The sequence below is a fragment of the Bacillus sp. 22446 genome (genome assembly GCF_052044955.1).
Lineage (GTDB): Bacteria > Bacillota > Bacilli > Bacillales > Bacillaceae > Bacillus > Bacillus altitudinis.
The window spans coordinates 480,136-498,445 of record NZ_JBQEOD010000003.1; the positions used below are offsets into that span (position 1 = coordinate 480,136).

Below are 18,310 nucleotides of genomic sequence, written 5' to 3' on the forward strand. Positions count from 1 at the left end.
ACCTATAGATTCAGCAAGAAAGCAGGTGAACAGACTGTGATCCATTTACAGAATGTATCAAAAACGTATCATTCAAAAAGCGGAAATGTTGATGCCGTGAAAGACGTCAACTTGGATATCGATAAAGGTGAAATATTCGGAATTATCGGGTATAGCGGCGCAGGGAAAAGCTCCCTGATTCGCCTATTAAACGGTCTGGAGCTGCCAACAGAAGGAATCGTTGAAGTGGCAGGCAACCGAATCAATGAAGTATCGAATGCGAAACTTCGGAAAGCAAGACAAGAAATCAGCATGATTTTCCAGCACTTTAACTTGCTCTGGTCAAGAACAGTGAGACAAAATATTATGTTCCCGCTCGAGATCGCAGGTGTACCAACGTCAAAACGGAGAGCTCGTGCAAACGAACTGATTAAATTGGTCGGTTTAGAAGGAAAAGAAAATGCATATCCTTCTCAGCTCAGCGGCGGACAAAAGCAGCGTGTAGGGATTGCGAGAGCATTAGCGAATGACCCAAAAGTTCTGCTATGTGACGAAGCGACATCTGCGCTTGATCCACAAACAACGGATTCCATCCTTGAGCTTTTAGCCGATATTAATAAACGACTAGGACTCACCATTGTATTGATCACACACGAAATGCACGTCATTCGCAAAATTTGTCATCGTGTGGCGGTGATGGAAAATGGCCGTATTGTCGAAGAAGGCGAAGTATTACGTGTCTTCAGACAGCCGAAAGAAGAAATGACGAAACGATTCGTGAAACAGCTTGCTGAACCAGAAGAAGCAAAAGAAACAATCGAGCACGTCCTAGAGAGAGTAAAAGAAGGTCAGGTCGTCCGGTTGTCCTTTATCGGAGATTCTGCCGAACAGCCGTTGATCACGGAAATCATTCGATCCTTCAAGGTCGATGTGAACATCCTGCAAGGAAAGATTTCTCAAACGCAGGAAGGCGCGTTTGGAACACTCTTTATCCATATTAATGGAGACGAGAACGAAGTTGAAAAAGCCATCGCCTATATCCAAAGCAAACAGGTTGAAATCGAGGTGATGACACATGTTTGAGAAATGGTTTCCGAACGTTGATCTAGAGGTTATTTGGAACGCGACGGGTGAAACGGTCTATATGACACTCATTGCATTAGCGTTTGCTTTTGTGATCGGCATCATCCTTGGGCTGTTGCTCTTTTTGACAAGTAAAGGCGGTTTGTGGGAAAACAAACCAATTAATGCTGTCATCGGCGCAGTCGTCAACATTTTCAGATCGATTCCCTTTATCATATTAATCATTCTATTATTAGGATTTACTAAACTAATTATGGGCACGATATTAGGCCCAAATGCAGCATTACCAGCCCTTGTCATTGGCTCAGCTCCTTTCTACGCACGTCTTGTTGAAATTGCACTGCGTGAAGTAGACAAAGGAGTCATTGAAGCAGCACGATCTATGGGAGCAAAAACGTCGACCATTATTTTCAAAGTATTGCTGCCAGAATCACTGCCAGCCCTTATTTCAGGAATTACTGTAACAGCGATTGCTCTGATTGGCTCTACTGCGATTGCAGGTGCAATTGGAGCAGGCGGACTGGGTGACCTTGCTTATGTAGAAGGATACCAATCTGGTAATACAGATGTCACACTTGTAGCCACTGTGTTTATTCTAATCATCGTCTTTATCATTCAAATAATCGGTGATTTGATTACAAATAAAATTGATAAACGTTAAGGGAGGAATTATTCATGAAGAAATTGATTTTAAGTGCACTATTTCTAGCATTTGCAGGCATTTTAGCTGCTTGCGGTTCATCAAATAACGCAAGCGATAACAAAACCATCACGGTTGCCGCTTCAAAAACACCACATGCCGAGATTCTTGAAGAAGCAAAACCACTTCTAAAAGAAAAAGGCTACGATCTAAAAGTGAAAGTACTGAGCGATTATAAAATGTACAACAAAGCATTAGCTGAAAAAGAAGTGGATGCGAACTTTTTCCAACATATCCCTTACTTAAACGAAGAAAATAAATCAAACAAAGATTACAACTTAGTGAGTGCTGGTGCCGTTCACCTTGAGCCTTTCGGTATCTACTCTAAGAAATACAAATCAGTAAAAGATATTCCAAACGGCGGCACGATCATCATGACAAACAACGTAGCTGAGCAAGGACGTATGCTTGCCCTATTACAAAATGCTGGTGTGATCAAGCTTGATCCAAAAGTAGATACAATCAACGCAACAGTCAAAAACATCAAAGAAAACCCGAAGAACCTAAAATTCAAAAAAATCGCTCCTGAACTAACAGCGAAAGCTTATGAAAACAGTGAAGGCGATGCAGTATTTATTAACGTTAACTATGCGATCCAAAATAAATTGAATCCGAAAAAAGATTCAATTGAACTTGAGCAAACGAAAAACAACCCGTATGCAAACATCGTCGCTGTTCGCAAAGGTGACGAAAAATCAGAGAAGATCAAGGTATTAATGGAAGTTCTTCACTCTGATAAAATCAAAGAATTCATCGACAAAAAGTATGATGGTGCAGTATTGCCTGTATCTGAATAACAAAAAGAAGACAAAGGGGTAAAATAAAGATCATTTTAGCCCTTTGTCAATCATCTGCAACCTCGCTTTCATGAAAGCGAGGTTTTTTTGTGTATTTTTTCAAATCTCGCTCATAATAAAAACGAACAAATGACCTGAAGGGATGGAATGAAGATGAATGAACAACATATGAGCGGATCGATGCAGCAATCACTGACGGATTATAAAACGGCAATGGGTGAATTTCAGAAGAAAATGCCGGTGTTTGGCAAGAAATTCAATGAATTTACGGAGCAGTGCTTCCAGAGCGATTCATTAACACAAAAAGAAAAACAAATGATTGCCCTCGGCATCAGCATTCATGCACAGGATGAATATTGCATGATCTATCATACAAAGGGAGCGCTCGATCAAGGCGCAACAGAAGAGAATTTGCTAGAGGTCGTCAGTGTGGCGGCAGCGTTTGGCGGCGGTGCTGCGCTAAGTCAAGGCATCACAGTTGTTCAGCAATGTATTGACGAATTTGGAGGACAGACGCATTAAGGGAAGGATAAGATGGTATTTATCCATCTCAGGGAGTTGAGTCGTTCTCAGCCGATTGTGTGAGAAAATATGCCAGCATAGCGCGCTATATCCCTTTTGAGTGAAGCAGCGTGCCTTTGATACAATAAAGCTACACTCAAAGAAGGGAATGGTTTATTATTTGTTCGGACCATAGTACACTGGGATTGGATTATACCGCCGAGATGGAAAAGGCCATGCATAAAGCTCATGGCATGAGCTATGCAGAGTACGAAAGAGACCATGACTTAAGGATGAAAGTGGAATATAAACGAGAGCAGTCCTATCGAGATGAGAAAAGGCAGCTCGCAAAAATGAATATACAAGGCTATTAAATAGCTAAGGGACGGGGAGAATAGTTTCCCGTCCTTTCTTTATGAAAACAGTCTTTTCGACATAAATCCTTTTATCTACCTGTATTTTTTGTTAGAATTTTGAGAGCATCCTCTCACGCTTGTCGTGAATGTGTTGTATTCACTTTTAATTTGTTATAAAATTAGAATGAGAATAAATTGAGAATAATGATTATTTTGGAGGTATCGATATATGACTGCTTCGACATTAACAATTAAGGACTTGCACGTTGAGATTGAAGGGAAAGAAATCTTAAAAGGTGTAAACCTAGAAATAAAAGGTGGAGAATTCCACGCAGTAATGGGACCAAACGGAACAGGTAAATCTACTTTATCTGCTGCTATCATGGGCCACCCTAAGTATGAAGTGACAAAAGGCAGCATCTTGCTTGATGGCGAAGATGTTCTTGAAATGGAAGTAGATGAGCGCGCTCAAGCGGGTCTTTTCCTTGCAATGCAATATCCATCTGAAATTAGTGGTGTGACAAATGCAGACTTCCTTCGTTCGGCTATTAACGCACGCAGAGAAGAAGGCGATGAAATCTCTCTCATGAAATTCATCCGCAAAATGGACGAAAACATGGAATTCCTTGAAATGGACCCAGATATGGCACAACGCTACCTAAACGAAGGTTTCTCAGGCGGGGAGAAAAAACGCAACGAAATTCTTCAATTAATGATGATTGAACCAAAAATCGCCATTCTTGACGAAATCGATTCTGGTCTTGATATCGATGCGCTGAAAGTTGTTTCTAAAGGAATTAATAAAATGCGCGGCGAAAGCTTCGGCTGCTTAATGATCACTCACTATCAGCGTTTATTGAACTACATCACACCAGATCACGTTCATGTCATGATGCAAGGACGTATTGTGAAATCTGGCGGACCAGAACTCGCGCAGCGTCTAGAAGCAGAAGGTTATGACTGGATTAAAAAAGAGTTAGGAATTGAAGACGAAACTGTTGGTCAAGAAGCGTAAGCGTTAGGAGGATTATTGATGACATTAGAAACGAAATTATCAGTAGATCAAGATTATGTCAAAAGCTTCTCCGAGAAGCATCAGGAACCGGCATGGATGAGTTCCCTTCGCTTACAGGCTCTTGAAAAAGCAGAAGACCTTCCAATGCCAAAGCCTGACAAAACGAATATTTCTAAATGGAATTTAACCAATTTCAAACAGCATACAGTCGAAAGTGCGCCATTTGGATCTTTAGAAGAGCTTCCTGAAGAAGTGAAGTCTCTTATTGATTTAGAGGACACAGATAAGACAGTCTACATTCAGCGTGATCAAACGCCAGCATACTTGTCTCTTTCTACGGAAGCAAAAGACAAAGGCGTGATCTTCACTGATATCCATACAGCGATTCGCGAACATGGAGACCTAGTGAAGAAATATTTCATGACAGATGCAGTGAAAGTGGATGAGCACAAACTAACAGCTCTACATGCTGCTTTAGTGAATGGCGGAGCTTTCCTCTATGTACCGAAAAACGTAGAGCTTGAAGCACCAATTCAAGCCGTTTATCTTCATGAAAATGACGAAACAACGTTGTTCAACCATGTCATCGTTGTAGCAGACGATCATAGTGCTGTGACATATGTCGAAAACTACATCAGTACGGCAACACCAGAAGAAGCGATCTTCAATATCGTGTCTGAAGTCTTCACGGGTGCAAATGCCCGCGTCACTTACGGTGCAGTGGATAACCTTGCAGAAGGTGTGACAGTCTATGTGAATAGACGTGGTATGGCAAATGGTCGTGACAGTAAAATCGAATGGGCACTTGGCCTGATGAATGATGGAGATGTCGTGTCTGAAAACATCACGAAGCTTATGGGCGACGGTACATTCGGTGATACAAAATCAGTTGTTGTTGGCCGCGGGAATCAAACGGAAAACTTCACAACAAGCATCATCCACTTCGGTAAAAACTCTGAAGGGTATATCTTGAAGCATGGTGTCATGAAGGATCAAGCATCTTCTATCTTTAACGGGATTGGTAAAATCGAGCATGGCGCAACGAAGTCAAATGCAGAGCAAGAATCTCGTGTTCTCATGCTGAGTGAGAAAGCACGCGGTGACGCTAACCCAATTCTTTTAATCGATGAAGATGATGTAACAGCAGGACACGCTGCGTCTGTTGGGCGTGTGGATCCAATTCAACTCTATTACCTCATGAGCCGTGGGATTTCCAAAGAAGATGCAGAAAGACTTGTCATTTATGGCTTCTTAAATCCAGTCGTCAAAGAACTGCCGATTGAAGGAGTTAAAAAGCAGCTCGTTTCTGTGATTGAAAGGAAAGTAAAATAATGAATATCAAAGACGTTCGTGAGCAGTTTCCAATCCTTCATCAGCAAGTGAACGGACATGATTTGGTGTATTTGGACAGTGCAGCGACATCTCAAAAACCACGAGTTGTCATTGATGCAATGAATGAGTATTACCGGTCTTACAACTCGAACGTCCACCGGGGTGTTCATACCCTTGGCACAAAAGCAACGGACGCATACGAGGGTGCAAGAGAGAAAGTTCGAGCATTCATTGGTGCTTCTTCTGTCCAGGAGATTATTTTTACTAGAGGTACAACAACCGCACTAAACACTGTGGCAATCAGCTATGCTAGAGCAAACCTTAAAGAAGGCGATGAGATCGTTATTACGCATATGGAACATCATGCGAACATCATCCCTTGGCAGCAGGCAGCAAAAGCAACTGGCGCCACATTGAAATATATTCCGTTACAGGAAGACGGCACGCTGTCGCTTGAAGATGTGAAGCAAACCATCACACATCAAACGAAAATCGTTGCTGTCACACATGTCTCAAACGTATTAGGAACCATCAACCCAATTAAAGACATCGCAAAAATTGCTCACGATCACGGTGCAATTATCGTCGTCGATGGTGCCCAGAGCACCCCGCACATGCAAATTGATGTTCAGGACTTGGATTGCGACTTTTTCGCTTTCTCTGGGCATAAAATGTGTGGACCGACTGGCATTGGTGTTCTTTACGGGAAGAAGGACCTTTTGAATAATATGGAGCCTGCTGAGTTTGGCGGTGAAATGATCGACTTTGTGGATCTATATGATTCTACATGGAAAGAGCTGCCGTGGAAATTTGAAGCGGGAACACCGATTATTGCAGGAGCAATTGGGCTCGGAAAAGCGATTGATTTCTTAAATGACATCGGAATGGAAGAAGTCAGCCGTTACGAGCATCAGCTTGCGACTTATGCACTTGAGCGCTTTAAGGAGCTTGAAGGTGCCACGGTTTACGGACCGCAGCACCGAGCTGGACTTGTGACGTTTAACTTAGACGACGTCCATCCTCATGATGCCTCAACTGTTCTAGATACGGAAGGTGTCGCCATTCGTGCTGGACATCACTGTGCACAGCCGCTCATGAAATGGCTTGGTGTATCAGCGACTGCAAGAGCAAGCTTCTATCTGTACAATACAGAAGAGGAGATTGACGAGCTCATGGCAGCGCTCCGTAAGACAAAGGAGTATTTTACGAATGTCTTTTAATGTAAACTTAGACACACTGTACAGACAAGTGATTATGGATCATTATAAAAATCCGAGAAACAAAGGTGTGTTAAACGACAGCATTGTCGTCGATATGAACAACCCTACGTGTGGTGACCGCATTCGTCTCACGATGAAAATCGAAGACGAAAAAGTCATCGATGCGAAATTTGAAGGAGAAGGATGCTCGATTTCGATGGCATCTGCCTCTATGATGACGCAGGCGATTAAAGGGAAAGATATTGAAACAGCTTTGAAAATGTCTCAGATTTTCTCCGATATGATGCTAGGAAAAGAATACGACGATTCCATTGATCTTGGTGACATTGAGGCGCTGCAGGGAGTGGCAAAATTCCCAGCGCGCATCAAATGTGCAACATTATCCTGGAAGGCGCTTGAAAAAGGCGCATCTGCCGAAGATAACGGCAAATCATAAGATTGGAGTGAAAATGGATGGCTAAAAAAATGCCAGATGTTGGTGAATATAAATACGGCTTTTCTGATAAAGACGTTTCCATTTTCCGTTCAGAGCGCGGACTGACAAAAGAAATCGTTGAAGAAATTTCTCGTATGAAAGAAGAGCCTCAGTGGATGCTCGACTTCCGTTTGAAATCTCTTGAGCACTTTTACAACATGCCGATGCCACAATGGGGCGGAGATTTAAATGCATTAAACTTTGATGAAATTACGTACTACGTAAAACCATCAGAACGCTCTGAGCGTTCTTGGGATGAAGTACCAGAAGAAATCAAACAAACCTTTGATAAGCTTGGGATTCCAGAAGCAGAGCAAAAGTACTTAGCAGGTGTATCTGCTCAGTATGAATCTGAAGTTGTGTATCACAACATGAAGCAAGATCTTGAAGATCTAGGCATTGTGTTTAAAGATACAGACAGTGCATTAAAAGAGAACGAAGACATCTTCCGTGAGCACTGGGCAAAAGTCATTCCTCCGACTGACAACAAATTTGCTGCGCTTAACTCGGCTGTATGGTCTGGTGGTTCATTCATCTACGTACCAAAAGGCGTAAAAGTAGATACACCACTTCAAGCATACTTCCGAATCAACTCTGAGAACATGGGTCAGTTCGAACGTACACTGATCATCGTTGATGAAGGCGCACACGTGCATTACGTAGAAGGTTGTACAGCTCCAGTTTACACAACAAACTCACTTCACAGTGCGGTTGTTGAAATCATCGTCAAAAAAGGCGGCTACTGCCGTTATACGACGATTCAGAACTGGGCAAACAACGTTTTCAACCTTGTGACGAAACGTACAGTATGTGAAGAAAATGCAACAATGGAATGGATTGATGGAAACATCGGTTCTAAGCTGACAATGAAATACCCAGCGGTTATCCTAAAAGGTGAAGGCGCTCGTGGTATGACATTAAGTATTGCCCTAGCAGGTAAAGGTCAGCACCAAGATGCAGGTGCAAAAATGATTCACCTTGCACCAAACACATCTTCAACGATCGTATCGAAATCGATTTCCAAACAAGGCGGTAAAGTCACATACCGCGGAATCGTTCACTTCGGACGCAAAGCAGAGGGTGCACGCTCAAACATCGAGTGTGATACACTCATCATGGATAACAAATCAACATCTGATACGATTCCTTATAATGAAATCTTAAACGACAACATTTCATTAGAGCACGAAGCGAAGGTATCAAAAGTATCAGAAGAGCAGCTATTCTACTTGATGAGCCGCGGAATTTCTGAAGAAGAAGCAACAGAAATGATCGTCATGGGCTTCATCGAGCCATTCACAAAAGAACTGCCAATGGAATACGCCGTTGAAATGAACCGTTTGATTAAGTTTGAGATGGAAGGTTCGATTGGTTAATACAGAGGATTGAAAATGATTGATATAAGAGGTTGATGAAGCGTGCCGAATTTGTGCCGGTCAAGAGACCTTTTAGTGTAGGAGACGAACTTTTTAAGTTCGTCTTTTTCTATTTCATTGGTTACATCTAAGTTGACTAAAAAATGTAAAAATCTTTATTGAATGATACTGGATTAAGATTTCTCTTTTCACTAAGAAGGTTAAAGGTAGACAAAAGTGGAAAGATCCTACATCTGGTTGGACCATTACAAGAGATTTTGGGAAAGGGGATTCTCATGGAGGAAGTTACTACAAATTAATGAATAAATTCGGAGAGCGTATAGCTACACTAAATAAAAGTGGTCGAGTAATTATAAAATAAGAATTGTACATAAAAGAATGAATGGAGAATGAGATATGGTTCACCTAGATTATTTACAAAGTGAATTCAATATTGATTTAATTAATGATTCCTTTGACGAGTTACCTCTAAGCCTTCATATTCAACTCGAAAAAGACATGTATCAGTTTAATGATCAAGGCAATTTAAATCCTCAATATTTTAATAAGGTTTATAATGTTGCAATAAGTATATTTGATGAACTTTTTGGGGAGAACGATTTATTGTTTGTCGTCACAATTGTTCGAAGCGAGCATTCATTACAGAGGCCGATAGGAGTATATAGTAAGTATTCAAAAAAAATTAATAAATATAGACTCAATGTAAAAAATTATAAAGATGAGAATGGAAAAGTCATTCAATATTCTTTAGAAACAAAAAAACAGCATATAGAGTACAAGAAAATAATCAAGGCAATATGTAATCAAGATTTTAAAAGTATGGCTCCGAGGTTCAATGACAAATATAGTAGTTATCCTGAAATATTCTTTATAAATAAAGATTTTTTTTATCATATTTATGATGACAGAGGGGCATTCTTATTATTTAAGGATGAGAGAAAGTATGAGAAATTTAAAACAAAGTATAGTACTTTAATGGTAGAAGAAGATTATAATTAAAAGAAACTCTCTTATTGATAGTTTCCTCATTTGCGTTTGACCGCATTGAGAAAACTTTTTCATCAAACTCTTTTCTAAATGATCATAAATACTTGCAACATATAATTTAGTACTGTATAGTTCTAGTCATGACAAAGTTAAAATTAATGAATCAAAAACGTGTGCTTGAAGTAGCTGCAACATTATTTTTGGAAAAAGGGTTTGCTTATACAAGTATGGATGAATTGGTACGTGTAAGCAAAGTATCAAAGTCTAATGTGTATTATCACTTTTCTAATAAGGAAGAATTATTAGAAGGGGTCGTTGATTATTGGATTGACATGTATCAATCCGCAATAGACGACATAATTTCTCAGACCCAATTTTCAGTTGAAGATCGTACCCAAATGTTTTTAAAGCAATTATCACAAGGCGTTCAGTCGAGAGAGTATAAGGGTGGCTGTCCATTTATTACTCTTTATATTCAAAGTCCTGCACAGGCCACACATATAAAAGAAAAAATAGGTCTTTTTTTCACAGGATTACAAGAGAAAGTTTCTCTATTACTGAAACAAGGTGTAGAGAACGGGGAATTCAGAGATTCGATTCAGATTGATGAGGTGGCATCACTTTTTATGACAAATCTTGAAGGAGCGTTATTTATTTCAGAAACATTGAAGGATGCAACTGTCATCACAAAAACAGCAGATCATTTATTTAACTTGCTTCGATAAAGAAGCATTTTTTTTACATCAAATTAGTACTGATTAGTACTAAAAAGGAGATTTCACATGAAAACAGTATTTTTAACGGGTGGAACGGGCTTTATTGGGAAGCAATTAGTCGAGGAATTAGCGAAAGAGGATGTGAACATTCTTCTTTTAGTAAGGTCAAAAAGTAAAGCAACACGCATTTTTCAAGAAAGAGGTATTTTAAAAGAGTCAGTGATGCACTTTGTTGAAGGTGATTTGACGAAAATAGATTTAGGTCTAAGTCCTGAAGATAAAGAGAGGGTATTGAAGACGGATGTGATCATTCATGCAGGAGGCCCGATGGATATTCAAGCAACCAGTAAAGAGGCAGCTTCTGTCTTTTTAAATGGCGCCAAACACATTAGTGAGTTAGCTAAAAGTATTCATCAATTGAAGGGCTTGCAGCAATTGATTCATGTTGTCGGTTATATGAGCCCCTTTGATGATCAAAATAGCAAGATTGCCATCGACGTGTTTGAAGAAGGAAACGAGTACTTGAAAATAAAAAATCCTTATGAGAAAACAAAGTTTTTAGCAGATCTTTATATTCGTCAACAGGCATCAGCAGTAGGTTATCCGCTTTCTGTCATTAATCCGCCAACTGTCGTTGGTAGTAGTCAAACAGGGAGTACAGAGCAAATTGCAGGATTGGGTTTGCTTGTAAAGAGTATGCGAAGAGGGCTCATGCCGGTGATTCCTGGAGGTAAGGACTATCGGTTACCACTTATTTCAAACGATGAGTTTGCGAAGTTTATTGTACAGGTTTTCAAGTTGGAGCAGCCGGCTATTCAAACATATACACTTGTTGAAGACAAAGAGCACGATCGGAACGTTGCTGGACTATTAAGTATGATGTCAGAAAGTATGAATATGAGGACGCCAAACATCTCTGTCCCAATGCCACTGATGAAAGCTATCATGAATAGTGGTGTAAGTAAACTCACAAACATTCCTTCTGACGGATTGAATTTTATGACAAAACGAACGTTCTCAAATGTTTCAGTGAAAAAAATAATGGGAGAAGATTGGTTTAAGAAGACGAGTGTCATGACATTTTTCCCTGCTGTAGTAGCTGATCTAGATTATCGAATGATGGCTCAAAATAGTGAACACCAACATTTATTTAAACGAACATTATGCGATAATAACACCCTTTACCAATTACAAGGAGCAGGGAAGCCGTTTATTTTATTACATGGTTTATTGAGTGATGGAGAAGATTTATTTCCTTTAGCACAAGAGCTTCATGAGAAAACAGGTCAACCTGTATGGATTTTGGACCTTCCTGGTTTGGGGCGTTCTCCATTTAAACGAGAGAAACATCTTCTAGATATCTATTTGAATGTAGTGAAAAAAGTAATAGAAAAAGCGACGAATGGTGCACATCTAATCGGCCATTCATTCGGTGCGTATATTCTTCTAGAAGCTTTGGGGCAAGGGTACATAGATAAGAAGTATTCCATCACTTTACTTCAGCCGCCTGTTGCTAAACAAAAGGCAAAATCACTTCATGTTCCTCAATTTCTGAACAAATGGACATTAAGATTGGCAACGACTCATTTGATAGAGCGTTATGTATTAAGAAATGGTTTGTTTGAAAGCACGGAGAGCATCCCTAAACATTATATTGAAAAAATCAGAAACAGCTTTACTTCTCCTAGAATTTTAAATACGACGGTTCAGCTTAACCATTTATTACTGGAAACCGATCAAGGTGACTTTAAAGAAGTCACAAAGGATAACTTACACATAATTTGGGGGGAGTATGACAGAGGCTATTCTGCGCCATCGCATCTTGGGAAGGTTGATTTTGTTCCGTATGGCCACCATTTCCCTCTTAGCCATCCGAGTGAAACGGCAGCATTAGTCATCAATAATATTTGTACTAGCAGATAGGAGTCACCCCAAAACGAAAAAATGAGAATGATGACAAGTGAGCAAAATTTTTCGTTCTGGGTCTTGAAAAAATAAAGGTTAACGAGGTGCATAAAACGCATCTAAGGTTTTCGTCATATCATCAGATGCAGATTGTAAGATAGTCCTTTGATCTAAAATCGCTGTTCCTTGTGCCCGGACAATATGAAATTGTTGAAAGCCCATCAAGTTTTGGAATATTTCCTTTAGATAATAATATGAAAATTCCAGTGGTGTGTACCGATCGTTATTTGTGAAAATTGAGCCACTTGCTTGAAGCAAAAGTACACGATAATCGTCAGTCATCAGACCAACTGAACCATTTTCTGTATATTTGAACGTTTCTCTAGCAATGAAGATATTATCTATATAATCTTTCATACGTGACGTCACATTGAAATTATGAACAGGTGATACAATCACAATTCGATGATGTGCTTTGAATTGAGCCAATAGAGCAGATGAAGCAGCGGCGATTTTTTCTTCAGCAGCTGTTAATGATTGTTCAGATGCTTGCTTATCCCAAAGTCCTAGCAGCTGGTCTTTTTCGATACGAGGAATTTCAGTTCCATATAAATGTAAAATGGTAGGCTCCTCATGAGGAAATCTTTCTTTAAACTGCTTTAAAAATAGTGTTTGCAGTTTGTTTGAATAACTTTCTCGATGAGTGAAATCAGGGTGCGCGTTAATGATTAGTGTTTGCATATACATGCTCCTTTTCTTTTGATAAACTGAGTATAAAATATAAAGGTGACAAAACATGTCACCTTTTTCAGAAGGAAAATCAAATGAAAAAATCAGAACGCTTAAACCAAGAGCTTATTTTTTTAAGTGATAAATATTCATTTCAATTAAAAGATTTAGAAACTGAATTTGGCATTTCTAAACGTACGGCTTTAAGAGATATGGAAGAGCTAGAGTCCATGGGCTTAGCTTTTTATGTTGAAAATGGCAGACATGGAGGATATCGGCTCGTGAATCAATCTCCATTGGTTCCGATCTATTTTCAAATAGATGAAGTTCAAGCCATTTTTTTCGCTCTTAAAGCCTTAGATCTGTTGTCAGCAACACCGTTTAAAAAGTCTTACTCACAAATTCGCCAAAAACTGTTTGCTACAATGTCTGATGAGAGAAAACATCGGATCACGGAGATTTTGGATGTGATTCATTACTACCATGTTGCGCCAATGAGTGAACAACATCATTTGGATTTGATATTGCAGGCAATGATGGAAGATCAAATCGTGAAGATGACATACTCTCAATATGAACATAAAAGGATCAGGCTACAATTTCTTGAGTTGTTTTATCGAAATGGGATTTGGTTCACCGAAGCATATGATGTTCAGAATAAAAAGTGGGGCATCTACAGATGTGATTGTATGACGGACTTGATGATCGAAGAAGAAACGAAAGACACTTTTACGAAGGAAGAATTAAAAGCACTGCAGCTCGAATACGAAAAAACCTATCATGATATCTCTTTTAAATGTCGATTAACGGAACAAGGAAAAGAAAAGTTTTTGAAGAATCATTATCCGAATATGAGATTGGAGACCATTGATGATACGCCTTATATAGTGGGTGGGTACAACCAAGAAGAATTATCGTATATGACTCACTATTTGATCTCATTTGGGAAACATGTGAAAATTGAATACCCCGATGAATTAAAAGAGAGTTATTTGACTCAATTGCAAGAAATGATGGATCAATATTAAAAATGAACGGATTGTATCTCAATCACAAAAAACTTAACACATTAAAAAAAGGCGAACTGTCGTAATTCGCCTTTTTTCATTATTTCGCCGCCTGAAATGTATTTGTTTTCGATTGGTCATTGACCTTTCCATACGTCAGCTGACGCCAGATAAATTCCATCGGTCCAGACTTAAATCGCTTTAACCATAACGTACTGAAAAGGACAAGGAAGGCATACACGCCAATAGCCATGAAGAACGTGCCAGCCGGTGAAAGATGATCGGCAAGTCCAGCTCCGTACTTGAGAAATAGCATTGTGCCAATAATGGAGTGTAGCAAATAACAGGTCAGGGACATTCGTCCGACTTTGGTGAACACCATTAAAGCACCTCGCAGCTGAGGAATGTGCAGAAACAGCATCGCAAGTGAACTCATATAAAACATACTGCCAGTCAATCCCCCATTTTGCTCAAGTGCAGAGACAATGTTCATCCATGGCGTATTTCCAAAAGAGTTGACCGCCGTCATAATCGTACTGGCTAGTGTGATAAGAAAAGCGATTGTACAAATCATCCAAATACGATTCCAAATCGCTTTTTTCGTCTCCATGTTTTTGAAAAACGACATTTTCACAAAATACACACCAAGTAAAAACATGAAGAACATGGAATAGACGGTGGAAAATGAGCTCGAAGCCATCGTGACCATATCGGCCCACCGGTCACCAATAGATGCTAAATAAGTCAGACTGTTGTGGCTAGTCAGCTCGAAATCAGCAAAATCCGGCTTGCCTGATGATCCTGTACTGATGGTGTTGAGCAGCATTGAGAAAAGAGGCGTGAGCAATTGAATCACAAAGAGTGTGATCAGCCAGTACAGGATGGTTCTGGCTGTGCGTTTGTAAAAGAAAAGCAATAAAAAGCCCGCGACAGCATAATAGGTCAAAATATCACCAATCCATACAAACGTGACATGCAGAAGACCAATCCCTAAGAGAATCGTTAATCTGCGAGCAAACAACTTGTTCGGGCTGTCCACCTTTTGAGCGGCTCGATCCATAAATATCATAAAACCAACCCCGAATAGAAAAGAAAATAACGTAATGAATTTCCCCGAGGCAAACCAATTCACAATGTGGTGAAATACATCATTAGACTCCATCTCAAATCCCTTGACCGAATCCACAATCAAAAAATAGTTGACCAAAATAATCCCCATTAAGGCGAATCCTCGTACGATGTCCAAGAAATGCACCCGTTCTTTAAGACTCATTGGTTGTCCGTGTTCTACCTTGCTTACATTCATATTAATGCTCCTTTTCATGTATTGGATCTAAAGATAGATCCTTCAATGAATCAATATACAGGCCAATTCTTAATCATTTATGAAGATCCAATTTTTTGAAAATAAATGTGACAACTTGATGGCAATTGATCATATTCATAAACACTTAAGATTTATGGTGTATCTTTTCACATAGCTAGATGATATATAGTAATAATATATAAGAATGAAGTCATGGAGGATGAGGTGAGAGAGATATGACCCATCGAATATTAGTTGTAGAGGATGATCAGGATATTGGTGACCTGTTGCAGGAATCTCTGACACGTACAGGGTATGAGGTGTTGAGAGCCATGAATGGCAAGCAGGCATTGCATGTTATAGATGATTCGCTGGATTTGGTGATTTTGGATGTCATGATGCCAGGTATCTCCGGTATAGAAACGTGCCAGCAAATAAGAGCCACCTCAAATGTGCCGATTTTATTTTTGACCGCCAGATCTAGTACATGGGATAAAACCGAAGGATTACTCGCTGGCGGAGATGATTATATGACAAAACCTTTTTCAGAAGAGGAGCTTCACGCTAGGGTCATGGCGCAATTGCGCAGATATACCATCTATCAGGAAAAAAAGGAACAGGAAGAAACCTATTTAGTTGGTGGTAGCCTGAAGGTGAGTGAAGAATTTAATGAAGTGTGGAAAAGTGGGCAGGAAATCAAGTTATCTGATTTAGAATATCGGATATTAAAACTGCTCATGAACAAACGAAACAAAATATTTTCTGCTCAAAATATTTATGAAAGCGTGTGGGGCCAGCCTTATTTTTATTGTTCAAACAATACGGTTATGGTGCATATCCGAAAGCTGCGTGCCAAAATTGAAGATGACCCGGCTCGTCCCGTGTATATCAAAACAGAATGGGGGAGAGGATACCGGTTTGGCACATCGTAAATATACGCTGACCAAAAAGCTGTCACTGCTCATTTTGGTCGCTGCTATCGTAAGTGGTGTTGTCTTTTTGACACTGCAAAAGATCACTGATCACCTGATTGAAGGATATTTAAGTTCGGATGAGTACTATAAGGAAGAATCTGCTAGATACATTCAAACATTCAGCCGCTATGTTTCAGAACATGAGCTGACTTCAACGGATCGAAAAGCATTCGGTGAGTGGGTGAAAAAAGAAGATTATATTAATCTCACTGTTTACAAGGATGAAGTGCTTCAATATGACTCGATTTACTCTGTCGCTGACGAATCGGCCTATGGGAAAGAAAAGGTGACCGACTACGCAAAGCGTCATTCTTACCCGGTTCAATTTAGCGACGGAGAAGGTAGGGTTATGGTAGACGGATTTTACTCCTCTCGATATCACGATCTCGCCTTTACACTAGAACTGCTTGGTGCAACACTCATTTTTCTCATGATTGTGCTTGTTGGCATTCGCCGAAGTCTGCGGTACTTGCAAACGATCCGTGAAGAGATTCATATTCTTGAAGGCGGTGAGCTCGATTATGAGATGACAGTGAAGGGGCATGATGAATTGGCCATGATTGCAAAGAGTATTGAGGATTTAAGAACAGCCTTTTTGGACAAGCTTCAGGCTATTGATGATCTGCAGGAAGAGAGCCGCAGCTTGGTGACCGAAATGTCGCATGATATGAGGACCCCGCTGACATCACTCATCATGAATCTGGAATTTGCGAAAAAAGAGGAGGCTCTAGCGGATACCCGCAAGGAGAAGTATATAGCGAGTGCGTATGGAAAAGCCCTGCAATTAAAGAATCTGTCTGACAATCTATTTGCCTATTTCCTGCTAGATAAAGAGCACGAGTCAGAGCTTGAAACCGTTGCAGTGAAAGAAGTGATTTATGATCTTCTATCAGATCAGGTCGCCCTGCTGCATCAGGAGAATTTCACGGTCCATATTGTAGGCGAAATGCCGGATAGCTATATTAATGTGAATGTCGAGGAGCTTGGCAGAGTATTTGATAATGTGATGTCTAACTTACGTAAATACGCAGATCCTGAAAAGGACATTCAGATCACTTTTTTATCCGACCAAGATGTCTTTGAAATCCATGTGAGCAATGCGATAAAAAAGACAGACATCATACCGGAAAGCAATGGACTCGGGGAACGAAGCATCAAGCGGATGATGTCCCGAATGCATGGACAGTTTGAAAGTGTAGAAAAGAACGATACCTACTACATCGTGCTGCGATTTTGGAATACCAAAATGTAGAGAGCAAAAACAACATCATGGAATGGGGAAACAATCTGATGAAACGATTCAACAATTTCCAAAAGGTACCTGATCTCTTGCAAGGCCTTCTGAATATCTGCCTGTTCTTTCTAGCGATTGCGCTAAGCGTACTCTTAATTAGTGAAACATGGTACATCGTACAATTCGTCTATAAAACATTGTTTAACAAAGGAGAAAGCTATTATGGAATGCTTGGCGAGCTGCTGATCTTCTTTATGTATTTTGAATTTATCGCCTTAATTATTAAATACTTTAAATCTAACTTTCATTTTCCGCTTCGCTATTTTATTTATATAGGGATCACAGCGGTCATCCGTTTGATTATCATTGATCATGAAGAGGCGGTATCGACGTTCTGGTGGGCGCTGGCCATACTTGCAATGACCTGTGCACTTTTTATTGCGAGCAAAAGAGATGCTGCTCAAGAGCATGAGGAAGTGAAGTAAGGAAGAAGAAGGACGAGTGGTCAACACTCGTCTCAGCATGTAGACAAACCCTCGCACTCGGTGTCAGTCCTGCGCTTCGGTGCTCACGAATGTCAAATTCGCTCCGCGCCGATGCTCGTCCTTCCTAGGGCTG

General features: G+C 40.1%; 19 protein-coding genes. 17 read left to right on the forward strand and 2 right to left on the reverse strand.

Annotated elements, in window-relative coordinates; genetic code table 11:
- The first annotated feature begins 36 nt into the window (after positions 1-36).
- The 13 genes from ACTJJD_RS09700 (at position 37) to ACTJJD_RS09760 (ending at position 12,460) form a co-directional block, all read left to right on the forward strand.
- A complete protein-coding gene (locus ACTJJD_RS09700) occupies positions 37-1,062 on the forward strand; it encodes a methionine ABC transporter ATP-binding protein (protein ID WP_024719778.1) in 1,026 nt (341 codons plus the stop codon).
- Positions 1,055-1,723, forward strand: coding sequence for a methionine ABC transporter permease (locus tag ACTJJD_RS09705; RefSeq protein ID WP_056408307.1), 669 nt, complete (start codon positions 1,055-1,057; stop codon positions 1,721-1,723). The genes ACTJJD_RS09700 and ACTJJD_RS09705 overlap by 8 nt, the downstream gene beginning before the upstream one ends.
- 14 nt (positions 1,724-1,737) lie before the next feature.
- Positions 1,738-2,559, forward strand: a complete 822-nt coding sequence (metQ, locus tag ACTJJD_RS09710) for a methionine ABC transporter substrate-binding lipoprotein MetQ (RefSeq protein ID WP_007500351.1) — start codon at positions 1,738-1,740, stop codon at positions 2,557-2,559.
- 153 nt (positions 2,560-2,712) lie between these two features.
- Positions 2,713-3,081, forward strand: a complete 369-nt coding sequence (locus tag ACTJJD_RS09715; protein WP_003212803.1) for a carboxymuconolactone decarboxylase family protein — start codon at positions 2,713-2,715, stop codon at positions 3,079-3,081.
- 215 nt (positions 3,082-3,296) lie between these two features.
- On the forward strand, positions 3,297-3,434 hold the full coding sequence (locus tag ACTJJD_RS09720) for a hypothetical protein (RefSeq protein WP_162835676.1): 138 nt from the start codon (positions 3,297-3,299) through the stop codon (positions 3,432-3,434).
- Between the two features lie 211 nt (positions 3,435-3,645).
- Positions 3,646-4,431 carry a Fe-S cluster assembly ATPase SufC gene (gene sufC, locus ACTJJD_RS09725; RefSeq protein ID WP_007500355.1) on the forward strand — a complete coding sequence of 262 codons (786 nt, stop codon included), beginning with the start codon at positions 3,646-3,648 and terminating at the stop codon, positions 4,429-4,431.
- An 18-nt stretch (positions 4,432-4,449) separates the two neighbouring features.
- On the forward strand, positions 4,450-5,763 hold the full coding sequence (sufD, locus tag ACTJJD_RS09730) for a Fe-S cluster assembly protein SufD (protein WP_008347022.1): 1,314 nt from the start codon (positions 4,450-4,452) through the stop codon (positions 5,761-5,763).
- Positions 5,763-6,983 carry a cysteine desulfurase gene (locus ACTJJD_RS09735; RefSeq protein WP_008347019.1) on the forward strand — a complete coding sequence of 407 codons (1,221 nt, stop codon included), beginning with the start codon at positions 5,763-5,765 and terminating at the stop codon, positions 6,981-6,983. The genes sufD and ACTJJD_RS09735 overlap by 1 nt, the downstream gene beginning before the upstream one ends.
- Entirely contained in the window at positions 6,973-7,419 is a 447-nt protein-coding gene (sufU, locus tag ACTJJD_RS09740; protein WP_008347017.1) for a Fe-S cluster assembly sulfur transfer protein SufU, read from the forward strand. The genes ACTJJD_RS09735 and sufU overlap by 11 nt, the downstream gene beginning before the upstream one ends.
- A gap of 17 nt (positions 7,420-7,436) precedes the next feature.
- Entirely contained in the window at positions 7,437-8,834 is a 1,398-nt protein-coding gene (sufB, locus tag ACTJJD_RS09745; RefSeq protein WP_007500362.1) for a Fe-S cluster assembly protein SufB, read from the forward strand.
- Between the two features lie 396 nt (positions 8,835-9,230).
- Positions 9,231-9,833 (forward strand): DUF3885 domain-containing protein, encoded by a 603-nt coding sequence (locus tag ACTJJD_RS09750; protein WP_440608339.1) that lies wholly within the window; start codon positions 9,231-9,233, stop codon positions 9,831-9,833.
- A gap of 146 nt (positions 9,834-9,979) precedes the next feature.
- Positions 9,980-10,546 (forward strand): TetR/AcrR family transcriptional regulator, encoded by a 567-nt coding sequence (locus ACTJJD_RS09755; protein ID WP_440608345.1) that lies wholly within the window; start codon positions 9,980-9,982, stop codon positions 10,544-10,546.
- Between the two features lie 57 nt (positions 10,547-10,603).
- Positions 10,604-12,460, forward strand: a complete 1,857-nt coding sequence (locus ACTJJD_RS09760) for an alpha/beta fold hydrolase (protein ID WP_242731023.1) — start codon at positions 10,604-10,606, stop codon at positions 12,458-12,460.
- Positions 12,461-12,538: 78 nt separating this feature from the next.
- Here ACTJJD_RS09760 and ACTJJD_RS09765 read toward each other — a convergent pair whose 3' ends face one another.
- The gene (locus ACTJJD_RS09765; protein ID WP_242731021.1) at positions 12,539-13,183 is read right to left on the reverse strand and encodes an FMN-dependent NADH-azoreductase; all 645 of its coding nucleotides are present in this window, start codon (positions 13,181-13,183) and stop codon (positions 12,539-12,541) included.
- Positions 13,184-13,266: 83 nt separating this feature from the next.
- On the opposite strand from ACTJJD_RS09765, the gene ACTJJD_RS09770 reads away from it, so the two are divergent.
- Entirely contained in the window at positions 13,267-14,199 is a 933-nt protein-coding gene (locus ACTJJD_RS09770) for a helix-turn-helix transcriptional regulator (RefSeq protein ID WP_440608340.1), read from the forward strand.
- 79 nt (positions 14,200-14,278) lie between these two features.
- On the opposite strand, the gene ACTJJD_RS09775 is transcribed toward ACTJJD_RS09770, so the two are convergent.
- Positions 14,279-15,484: a DUF418 domain-containing protein gene (locus ACTJJD_RS09775; protein WP_440608341.1), complete on the reverse strand. Its 1,206-nt coding sequence runs from the start codon at positions 15,482-15,484 to the stop codon at positions 14,279-14,281.
- Between the two features lie 236 nt (positions 15,485-15,720).
- Between ACTJJD_RS09775 and ACTJJD_RS09780 the strand changes: the two genes are divergently transcribed.
- The 3 genes from ACTJJD_RS09780 to psiE are packed head-to-tail and all read left to right on the forward strand — an operon-like array spanning position 15,721 to position 18,177.
- The gene (locus ACTJJD_RS09780) at positions 15,721-16,416 is read left to right on the forward strand and encodes a response regulator transcription factor (RefSeq protein ID WP_281215670.1); all 696 of its coding nucleotides are present in this window, start codon (positions 15,721-15,723) and stop codon (positions 16,414-16,416) included.
- Positions 16,403-17,710, forward strand: coding sequence for a HAMP domain-containing sensor histidine kinase (locus ACTJJD_RS09785; protein WP_440608342.1), 1,308 nt, complete (start codon positions 16,403-16,405; stop codon positions 17,708-17,710). The genes ACTJJD_RS09780 and ACTJJD_RS09785 overlap by 14 nt, the downstream gene beginning before the upstream one ends.
- A 38-nt stretch (positions 17,711-17,748) precedes the next feature.
- Positions 17,749-18,177: a phosphate-starvation-inducible protein PsiE gene (gene psiE / locus ACTJJD_RS09790; protein ID WP_116306167.1), complete on the forward strand. Its 429-nt coding sequence runs from the start codon at positions 17,749-17,751 to the stop codon at positions 18,175-18,177.
- Positions 18,178-18,310: the final 133 nt, after the last annotated feature.

Bases quoted from the DNA above. Each gene is read 5' to 3' on its own strand.
- ACTJJD_RS09705 (WP_056408307.1), top strand. From the start codon at position 1,055: ATGTTTGAGAAATGGTTTCCGAACGTTGATCTAGAGGTTATTTGGAAC.
- metQ (WP_007500351.1), top strand. From the start codon at position 1,738: ATGAAGAAATTGATTTTAAGTGCACTATTTCTAGCATTTGCAGGCATT.
- ACTJJD_RS09715 (WP_003212803.1), top strand. From the start codon at position 2,713: ATGAATGAACAACATATGAGCGGATCGATGCAGCAATCACTGACGGAT.
- ACTJJD_RS09720 (WP_162835676.1), top strand. From the start codon at position 3,297: ATGCATAAAGCTCATGGCATGAGCTATGCAGAGTACGAAAGAGACCAT.
- sufC (WP_007500355.1), top strand. From the start codon at position 3,646: ATGACTGCTTCGACATTAACAATTAAGGACTTGCACGTTGAGATTGAA.
- sufD (WP_008347022.1), top strand. From the start codon at position 4,450: ATGACATTAGAAACGAAATTATCAGTAGATCAAGATTATGTCAAAAGC.
- ACTJJD_RS09735 (WP_008347019.1), top strand. From the start codon at position 5,763: ATGAATATCAAAGACGTTCGTGAGCAGTTTCCAATCCTTCATCAGCAA.
- sufU (WP_008347017.1), top strand. From the start codon at position 6,973: ATGTCTTTTAATGTAAACTTAGACACACTGTACAGACAAGTGATTATG.
- sufB (WP_007500362.1), top strand. From the start codon at position 7,437: ATGGCTAAAAAAATGCCAGATGTTGGTGAATATAAATACGGCTTTTCT.
- ACTJJD_RS09750 (WP_440608339.1), top strand. From the start codon at position 9,231: ATGGTTCACCTAGATTATTTACAAAGTGAATTCAATATTGATTTAATT.
- ACTJJD_RS09755 (WP_440608345.1), top strand. From the start codon at position 9,980: ATGAATCAAAAACGTGTGCTTGAAGTAGCTGCAACATTATTTTTGGAA.
- ACTJJD_RS09760 (WP_242731023.1), top strand. From the start codon at position 10,604: ATGAAAACAGTATTTTTAACGGGTGGAACGGGCTTTATTGGGAAGCAA.
- ACTJJD_RS09765 (WP_242731021.1), bottom strand. From the start codon at position 13,183: ATGCAAACACTAATCATTAACGCGCACCCTGATTTCACTCATCGAGAA.
- ACTJJD_RS09770 (WP_440608340.1), top strand. From the start codon at position 13,267: ATGAAAAAATCAGAACGCTTAAACCAAGAGCTTATTTTTTTAAGTGAT.
- ACTJJD_RS09775 (WP_440608341.1), bottom strand. From the start codon at position 15,484: ATGAATGTAAGCAAGGTAGAACACGGACAACCAATGAGTCTTAAAGAA.
- ACTJJD_RS09780 (WP_281215670.1), top strand. From the start codon at position 15,721: ATGACCCATCGAATATTAGTTGTAGAGGATGATCAGGATATTGGTGAC.
- psiE (WP_116306167.1), top strand. From the start codon at position 17,749: ATGAAACGATTCAACAATTTCCAAAAGGTACCTGATCTCTTGCAAGGC.